We start from the raw sequence: 5315 nt of genomic DNA, 5'->3' as shown, positions 1-5315 counted from the left end.
GTACCACATAGCCATATATGGTATTATTTAGTATTAAATCTTCCTACTGTTGTAACCCCTTTTCATCTACGATGTATCGTGTCTGGAACTTTGAATCATCAGCCATTAATACTCCCATCCCTAAGTGTCTAATTGCTTAACATTTTGTAAACATATAAATTTTTGGCATATTATTGAAACTTTTACTTACCTGATATCCGATCTTTAAATTAAATTTAATATTGGCAGTTTAATTTGAGGGAATGCTTTTAGGCTTATGCTCCAAAATCAAAAAGTTTTTAGAAAATGCACTTAAACGCGTAGTAAAGGCTCTCAAAAAGCTAGGCTTTATAATATGTGAAATCTATTTATTCGATCGGAGGAATCTACTATGAAAAATTTGCATCTACCGATAATCATTGAGATGGATGAGGATAGGTATTATATTGTAAGCTGTCCCTTGTTTAAAGGTTGTCATTCCTATGGTGAGACTATAGATGAAGCTTTGGAAAATATTCGAGAAGTCATAGATATGTGTCTCGAGGGGAAAAATCTTGAGGTACTTAACAAGTTTATAGGATTTAGGGAACTTGAAGTAGTCCTAGATGTCTAAGCTTACTGTAATTAAGAGTCAACAGTTTTGCAATTTATCCTGTATATGGTTGGGGAGTAATTTTGAAAAAGTTTTTCAGAATGGGTTATAAAATTTCAGTCTTAATCGCAGAGATGGGTGTGGCGGGGGTTCTTTGTATTCGTGGCTTCTTGAACTAGTATGAAAATGTTTAAATATATGTTTAAACAGGTTTTTTCAGGTGGATGTTGTTGACTAAGACCATAACAATTCGAGATGATGTTTATAGGAAATTGGTAAGGATTAAGCGTGAGGATGAGAGTTTCAGCGAGCTTTTTGAGAGACTCGTGGAGGGTGTTAGCTCCATTGAAACTTTGAAGAAGCTTAGGGGCTGTGTTGAGTTCGTTGATAAGGAGAAGATGCTTTCTGAAATTTATGCTAGGAGGGCTGAGCGTAGACTATGATAGTGCTGGATACCGATGTTCTAATTGAAATTTTTGACAAGGGATCCGTTAAGGGGGATGCGGCTCTGAGTAAAATCCTCGAAAGTAATGAAGACATAGTTACAACCTCGATAAATCTCCATGAGATACTGTATGGTCTTCAAAAGTATGCGAAACCCGTTAAAGATGTTTTACTCCTGCGCGTGATTGATTACACAAAACAGGACGCTGGGTTATCTGCCGAATTAGAGCTGAAAGCTGAGAGCAAGGGGACTCCTGTAAGCAGAACCGACGCCATGATAGCTGCAACAGCTTTAAACAGGGGAGCAAAGTTGTTCACTTTCAATGTGAGCCATTTCAGTCCTCTCAAGGCTTTCGGTCTTGAATTTTTCCCCGGCTAGAAAATAGTCTTTTTGACACTTTCCACGAGTGAGGTTGGGAGATTCTCCCATCGAACAACCTGGTACGTTTAATGTCACTCTGGTCTCAGTTTCTAGTGTTTTGCTTCTAGTAGATTATGATTGTGGACCTTACTTGCAAGAGGATTTGATTTCTTTCTTTGAGGCTTTTTCTATTATTCTTTCCTATTCAATTTTTTAGAGTTGCATTAAAAAAATACAAAAATAACTTTTATGATGCGTTTAACTAAATTCTGGGTAGAAATTAGAATGCTAAATGTTTTTTAGGTTTGGGATAAATTTTACAGCCCAGATGATAAATAGTCAAAATTTCAATATTGACAGTTTGATTTAATAGCCCGCTTTTAGTTTTTTTCCAAAATCAGAGTGGAGATGGGAAGAGTTAAATATGGTTCGGGGTTGAAATAGTTTGAGGTTGACTGTGTAGGTTTGGACGGTTGTGGCCTATGAGGTTGAAGCTTCCAGACGGGAGAGAAGTGAATGGTGTCGAAGTCGGATTCAATGTTGTGAATGAAGAGTGGAGTGAGTTCAGGCTGGAGAATGGAAAAGTGTTACGCGTTAAACCTGTTGTTTTAAAGGTCTACGAGTTGGATGATTTGGACCCTCTAACCGGTGAACCCGATTATTTAGTAAGGTCCCAAACCGTTATCTCCGTCAGTTCTCCTAAGGAGGAAGAATAAATTGATAGAGCATTCAAGGGTTAAAGACTCTTCCCCTTATTGGGGAACCCAGAACGGTGAGGCGGAGTCGACTTGTGCGAGGGGAACCGTAAGTACCACTATTAGTAATGGGAATGTTTCCAGAGCTATTGGCAGAACTGTGGATGACTGGGCTAGAGTAATGGAGTATGACCGTGAGTTTAAGAAGAACAATCTAGCTTTTGAAAGGGTAAAGGATGAGCTTTTCCAAAACTATATAGGGAAGTGGGTGGCTTTTGAGAATGGAAATATGATAGTTGCCAACTCGGCTGAGGAACTTAAACTGTCGAAAGATGTCAAGCATAGAATAATTATTAAGGTTACAGATAAACTCCTCAAGCAGCCGAAGGAAATCTACTTGGGGGGGACAAGCCTACGAATAGAGTAATATACACGCAATCATACATTGATGAAAAATTCAATTATTTCTGCCCGGCAGTCAAGCTCAAAATATCAAACTTCGTAAGCGGAGAAAAAACCGAGATAGTTGTCCTCCTTGACACAGGATTCGACGGAGTGATTCTAATACCATGGAAAACCTATAAGGAGTTAGAATTAGAAAAATGTCAGCTTCCAGACATCTTCTCCCAGCGAGGAGTGACCGTGTCGGGAGAGAAGAAAAAACTGTTATCTTCCCATGCAAAAGTTGAACTTGGTCCTTTAACTCTCCTAACAGTAGTGACAACATTCAGGGACAATAAATTCTCCACCATTGGAAGAGGCTTCATCGAAGACTACGAAACAATTCTAAATGGTTCAAAGAGACTACTAACAATAAAAGAGGATAAAACTAATAACACTCGCAAAAATAATGCTTAATGTTTTCAAGGCGGGGTATAACTTTTTCGACCCCGGTGATAAGTTGCAAGTATTTTAATGTCTGCAATTTGATTTGGGGGAACGCTTTTAGGGTTTCTTTCTAGAATTACAAAGTCGGCCAGTTTTCCTTCTTCTAGGCTTCCCTTAATTTTTTCTTGTCCAAGTGCATATGCCGCATTGAAGGTAAACATCTTGAGTGCTTCAGTTATAGTTATTGCCTGTTCGGGTACGAACCCGTTTCGGGTAACGCAGACTTGTAGAGCTTTCATAACTTTGGCGGATTCCACCGGGGAATCTGAAGCTCCTGCCAGAATTATACTGGCATCAATTGTTGACCGGAATGGGTAAACGTTTTTGATTCTCTCTGGGCCTAAGCGTTTTTCCAGCCATGTATACTCACTGTCTATGAACATTGGTTGGCAGACCAAAACTAAGCCCAACTCTGCGGCGTCTCGGATAATGTCTGGTGTAAGCAGTGATGCGTGTTCAATTCTTAGTCGAATCTGTTCTTTTGATTTAGCGGTTTTTATGAGCCGCTTGTAGAGATCGACCACCCATCGGTTGGCTCTATCTCCTATGGCGTGTATCAAGATTTGGTATCCAAGATTGTGGGTTTCCTTTAGAATTTCGAAGAGAGACTCTTCATCAGTCATGAAAAAGCCCCTGCTTTTTTGCGGCGAATCTGAAAAGGGGTCGAACATGGCAGCGGTGAACGCTCCGAAGGTTCCATCAGCAAATCTTTTAATTCCTCCCACCTGGAATCTTCCCTCCACGCCGCTCAATTCTTGGAAGGATTTCTGAACATTCTTCAGCTCACCCGGTTGAGTGGTTATAACGTAAAACACGAAATCCTGCTCGATTAGTCCCTCTTTTATCAGGGTTTGAATCAGCGGTATCTCAAAGGTTCCCGCCTTCCCCGCAGGTCCTTCTTCCCCTAACTGCACCACTCCGCCGCAGGTTGTGATCCTGTAGGATGCCAACTCCTGAGAGAATGCTCTGCTTGCATCTAGGAAACGTTGGAAATCAGGCAGGGGCATAAACTCGAGAGGAATAGCGGTGGCTGCCTCGGTAAACACTCCTGTGGGTTCCCCATTCTCATCCACCCTAATTTCCCCAGCTTCCAGAGCCTTTTCCGCGACATTGGATTTATCGATTCCAATCACTTTTAAGGCGAGCGAATTAACAGCACAAATGTGCCCATCGTGTCGCAAAACTAAAACAGGATGCTCAGAACTGATTTCATCCAAATCGTATCGATTGGGGAACCGCCGCTCCTTAGGTTTTTCGAAAGTGTCCTCCATTAAATCAAAACCCACAACCCACTGCCCCTCGCCACATTTCCTCGCTTCTTCTCCAAGGATTTTTCTCAAATCATCATACCCCTTAACTCCGGATAGACTCAATTGTGTTTTATAAAAGATGTATATCCCAGGATGCATGTGAGCATCAATAAAACCCGGAACAATGCAAGCACCATTTAAATCCATTTCGCGTAAAGAAAATTTTTCACCGCTCTCTTGATTCTTACCCCTAAACTCATCTATACGATTTCTAACCTCTTTCTCTGATCCAACAGCCAAAATTTTATCCTGTAAAATGGCCATTGCACTAGCTTCAGAGTTATTAGAGTCCATGGTCAGAATGGTACAATTATAAAAAAGATAAATCTCCAAAATACACACACTCCTCAATCAATATTTGTAGAATGTTCATTCCTTTTTAATTACAACAGTGGGTCCTGTGGCATACTTTACTAAGGCTTCCTCATCGAGTTCAACCCCCCAACCCGGACCCTCAGGCAACTTAGCCTTACCATCACTATAATCTATAGGATCCCTAATGAGATCATCCTCAAGCATCACATAACCAAATAGCTCAGTCTCGTACCAAAAATTATGATGCCGAGCTGCCGCTAAATGAATATGCATCGCTGATGCAATTCCAAGAGGTTGATTATGCAACACTGCACCCATACCCCGTAATTCGGCATAATTTAATACTTTGATAGCGTTGGTAACTCCCCCCGGTCGTTCCGAATTCAAACCGAGAACCCCCACTGCACCTAATTCAACTAATGTGACAAAATCCCGCACGGAGAAACATCCTTCATGGGCCATTAACGGGGTATCTACACGTTTCTGGACGTAAGCCATACCCAAATAATCATTAGCGTTAACTGGTTGTTCTGCAAAATCGATTCCAAAGGGTTCAATGGCTTTAATGGCCCGAACAGCCGTAGGAGGTTCATATGCTTGATTATAGTCTACCCTTAGAGCCACATCAGAGCCTAGGGCATCGCGAAAACTATCCACAATTTCCCTATCTTCCTTAATACCGTTGTCCGAAACTTACCCATTTAGGACACCGCCTAAATGGTGTTCGGTTC

Annotated in this window: 8 protein-coding genes; 6 read left to right on the top strand and 2 right to left on the bottom strand. The window is 41.1% G+C overall.

Annotated elements, in window-relative coordinates; translation table 11 throughout:
• Window positions 1-370 precede the first annotated feature (370 nt).
• The 6 genes from ACUVXA_RS15730 to ACUVXA_RS15705 all read left to right on the top strand — a co-directional run bounded on the left by ACUVXA_RS15730 (window position 371) and on the right by ACUVXA_RS15705 (window position 2929).
• Entirely contained in the window at window positions 371-592 is a 222-nt protein-coding gene (locus ACUVXA_RS15730; protein ID WP_445872232.1) for a type II toxin-antitoxin system HicB family antitoxin, read from the top strand.
• A gap of 209 nt (window positions 593-801) precedes the next feature.
• Window positions 802-1014, top strand: a complete 213-nt coding sequence (locus ACUVXA_RS15725) for an antitoxin VapB family protein (RefSeq protein WP_445872231.1) — start codon at window positions 802-804, stop codon at window positions 1012-1014.
• Window positions 1011-1394 carry a type II toxin-antitoxin system VapC family toxin gene (locus ACUVXA_RS15720; protein ID WP_445872230.1) on the top strand — a complete coding sequence of 128 codons (384 nt, stop codon included), beginning with the start codon at window positions 1011-1013 and terminating at the stop codon, window positions 1392-1394. The genes ACUVXA_RS15725 and ACUVXA_RS15720 overlap by 4 nt, the downstream gene beginning before the upstream one ends.
• Window positions 1395-1849: 455 nt before the next feature.
• Window positions 1850-2092 carry a hypothetical protein gene (locus tag ACUVXA_RS15715; RefSeq protein WP_445872229.1) on the top strand — a complete coding sequence of 81 codons (243 nt, stop codon included), beginning with the start codon at window positions 1850-1852 and terminating at the stop codon, window positions 2090-2092.
• Window position 2093: 1 nt separating this feature from the next.
• On the top strand, window positions 2094-2498 hold the full coding sequence (locus tag ACUVXA_RS15710; RefSeq protein ID WP_445872228.1) for a hypothetical protein: 405 nt from the start codon (window positions 2094-2096) through the stop codon (window positions 2496-2498).
• 128 nt (window positions 2499-2626) lie between these two features.
• The gene (locus tag ACUVXA_RS15705) at window positions 2627-2929 is read left to right on the top strand and encodes a hypothetical protein (protein ID WP_445872227.1); all 303 of its coding nucleotides are present in this window, start codon (window positions 2627-2629) and stop codon (window positions 2927-2929) included.
• 5 nt (window positions 2930-2934) lie between these two features.
• Here the strand turns inward: ACUVXA_RS15705 and ACUVXA_RS15700 are convergent, their stop codons facing one another.
• Window positions 2935-4602 (bottom strand): amidohydrolase, encoded by a 1668-nt coding sequence (locus ACUVXA_RS15700; protein WP_445872226.1) that lies wholly within the window; start codon window positions 4600-4602, stop codon window positions 2935-2937.
• Between the two features lie 36 nt (window positions 4603-4638).
• Window positions 4639-5262, bottom strand: coding sequence for a mandelate racemase/muconate lactonizing enzyme family protein (locus tag ACUVXA_RS15695; RefSeq protein WP_445872233.1), 624 nt, complete (start codon window positions 5260-5262; stop codon window positions 4639-4641).
• Between the last annotated feature and the right edge of the window lie 53 nt (window positions 5263-5315).

This window comes from Candidatus Jordarchaeum sp. (assembly GCF_052745115.1).
Note: the sequence above shows the minus strand (reverse complement) of the source record. Positions and strands in the feature narration are given on the sequence as shown.